Origin of the sequence: Cryobacterium sp. 10I1 (genome assembly GCF_035019805.1) — a bacterium.
Lineage (GTDB): Bacteria > Actinomycetota > Actinomycetes > Actinomycetales > Microbacteriaceae > Cryobacterium > Cryobacterium glucosi.
Map to the genome: position 1 here is coordinate 1 of NZ_JASJVF010000348.1, position 2775 is coordinate 2775.

Below are 2775 nucleotides of genomic sequence, written 5' to 3' on the forward strand. Positions count from 1 at the left end.
GTCGAGCAGCAGCTCGATCCCGACACCGCCGCCGAAACCGACATCGGCGAGCCGGGCATCCGGCGTGGCCTCGAGTGCGTCCACGGCGGCGCGGATGATTCCCCGGTTGCGTCGGTTGAGCATCCGCCCCACCAGCCGCCCTCGCCACCCGCTCGGATGCCCGAGCTGGGCGGCCAGTGCTTTGAGCAACGGGGTCGGAGTCTTGAGACTGCCCATCGGCTTACGGTTCTGTGACGTCTCCATGCCAGGAACAGTAGTCCCGCGCCGATGCGCCCACTACGGCTGTCGCAACCGCCGAGCGCGAGGCTAGGCCCCGGTGCTGCTCTCCATGCCCATCCGGCGCAGCACGAGGTTCTCCACGAGCTGCGCGACGCCGTACAGCACGATCGACACAAGCGTGATCGCCACGACGGATGCCCACACCTCGTAGTTCTTCACCTGGGCGACGGCGATCACGATGCCGTAGCCGAGGCCCTGTCCGGTCGAGAGCCATTCGGCGAGGAGCGCGCCGGTGATCGCGCCGGGGATCGAGATCTTGACGGCCGCGAAGAACGACGGCAGCGAGCTCGGCAGCGCGACCTTGCGGAGCGCCGTGAAGGCGTTGCCGCCGTAGACCGCGATGACGTCGTTGATCTGCGGCGACGACGACCGCAGCCCGAACGCGATGTTCACGAGCGCGGGGAACAGCACCACGATTGCGCCCATCACGACGACGAGGCTCGGTCCGCGCCCGGTGATCAGGCTGATCACCGGCACGAGGGCGACGAGAGGCACCGAGCGCAACAGCAGCGCGATCGGCATCAGCGCGCTCTCGATACCGCGGGAGAGCGTGAACGCGATCGCAAGCACGAGGGCGACGACGAGGCCGGCGACGAAGCCGAGGAAGGCATCCCCGAGGGTGACGGTGAGGTTGGTCAGGATCGTCGTGCGGTTGACGGCGGCGTTCGGAACGGTGAACAGCCAGTTCCAGACGTCAAGGGGTCCCTTGGCGATGAACGGGGACACCCCGAGAAGCAGGATCAGGCCCTGCCAGGCGACGAGGACGATGACGAGGGTGATCAGGCCGGTGAGCGCGGCGCGCCCGATGACGGCGCCGAGGCCGCGGGCGACCTTCGCTGCGCTCGGCGGGCGGGCCGCCGACATGGTCTCGAGGGCCATCAGGAGCTCCGTCCAGTCAGCCAGGGTGTCGCGAGCTTGCTGATCAGTCCGAAGAGGCTGTAGCCGAGGCCGGCGAGGAGACCGGCGACGAGCGCGAGCCCCCAGACCCTGTCGACGTTCGCCGCGGACCCGGCCGCGAGCATCGCGATGCCGAGGCCACGGTCGACGCCGCCGAGGTATTCGCCGAGGATCGCGCCGAGCAGCGCGGCGGGGGCCGCGATCTGCAGGGCGGAGAGCACGCTCGGCAGCCCGGCCATCAGCCGCACCTTGCGGAGCTGCATGAACCGTCCGCCGCCGTAGACGGTGACGAGGTCGAGACTCGCGGGGGTCGCGGCCTTGAGACCGACGAGGGAACCGACGACGGTCGTGAAGAACACGGACATGGCCGCGAGGAAGATCGCGGTGCCGGAAAGCTCACCGCCGCGCGGGGCGCCGATCACGATGTAGGCGATCGGGCCGATCGCGACGATCGGGATGCAGTACGTGATGACCGCGATCTGCAGCGCGACCTTCTCGATCCGGGGAACGACGAGCACGAGGCCGGCGAGGACGAGCGCGGCCGCATTGCCCCAGAGGAAGCCGACGATCGCCTCACCCACGGTGATCGACACGTGGGACAGGTAGAACGCCCACCCGTCCGAGACGAGCTGGGCGACGACGGCGCCCGGTGTCGGGATCGCCCCGCCGGGTACGGTGCCGATGCCGCGGAAAATCGTGGCGGCGCCGAGCCACCACAGGACGATGACGACGACGACGCCGATCAGCCCGGTCGCCCAGGCCGGGAGCGTGCGGAACGAGGCGAGACCGCGCATCAGTCCGTCTCCGCCACGGAGAGGGCGTCGGGGCTGAAGAGCAGTTCGGAGGCGCGGTCGTGCAGGGCGTGGAATTCGTGGGAGCGCATCATGTCCGGATGCCGCGGACGGGGCAGGTCGATGTCGATGACCTCCTTGATGCGGCCGGGTCGGGGGCTCATCACCGCGACCTGGTCCGAGAGGAAGATGGCCTCCGAGATGCCGTGCGTGACCATCATCGTGGTCGCGGGCTTCTCGGTCCAGATCCTGAGGAGTTCGATGTTGAGGCGTTGGCGGGTCATGTCGTCGAGGGCGCCGAAGGGTTCGTCGAGCAGCAGAACGGAGGGCTTCAGCACGAGCGACCGGGCGATGGACACCCGCTGCCGCATTCCGCCGGAGAGCTGCGCGGGTTTGGCGTGTTCGAAGGCCTTGAGGCCGACCAGGTTGATCAGTTCGGAGACGTAGTCCTCGTCGACGGGCATCCGTGCGACCTCGAAGGGAAGCTTGATGTTGCCGCGCACGCTGCGCCAGGGCAGCAGCGCGGCGTCCTGGAAGGCGATGCCGAGTTCGTGGCCGCTGCGCAGCTCGGCGGGCGTCTTGCCGTCGACCTTAGCGGTGCCGCTCGTGGGCTCCTCGAGGCCGGCGAGGATGCGCAGGATCGTGGACTTCCCGCAGCCGGACGGGCCGAGCAGCGACAGGAAACTGCCCTTGTCGGTGTGCAGGGTCGCGTCCTCGAGCGCGGAGACTTCCTTCCGGCCCACGGTGAAGACCTTGTGGAGCCCGGAAATGTGGAGGCCGGTGCCCAGAGCGTTGCTCTGGACACCGG

3 protein-coding genes and 1 pseudogene are annotated in these 2775 nt (G+C 69.0%); all 4 read right to left on the reverse strand.

Going from position 1 to position 2775, the window contains the following annotated elements:
• Positions 1-243, reverse strand: a pseudogene (locus tag QN345_RS17730) (hypothetical protein); the annotation flags it as partial.
• A 63-nt stretch (positions 244-306) separates the two neighbouring features.
• Complete coding sequence (locus QN345_RS17735; RefSeq protein WP_322189636.1) at positions 307-1158, reverse strand: ABC transporter permease; 852 nt, start codon at positions 1156-1158, stop codon at positions 307-309.
• Positions 1158-1970 (reverse strand): ABC transporter permease, encoded by an 813-nt coding sequence (locus tag QN345_RS17740; protein ID WP_134448927.1) that lies wholly within the window; start codon positions 1968-1970, stop codon positions 1158-1160. The genes QN345_RS17735 and QN345_RS17740 overlap by 1 nt, the downstream gene beginning before the upstream one ends.
• The gene (locus tag QN345_RS17745; RefSeq protein ID WP_323508991.1) at positions 1970-2755 is read right to left on the reverse strand and encodes an ABC transporter ATP-binding protein; all 786 of its coding nucleotides are present in this window, start codon (positions 2753-2755) and stop codon (positions 1970-1972) included. The genes QN345_RS17740 and QN345_RS17745 overlap by 1 nt, the downstream gene beginning before the upstream one ends.
• Between the last annotated feature and the right edge of the window lie 20 nt (positions 2756-2775).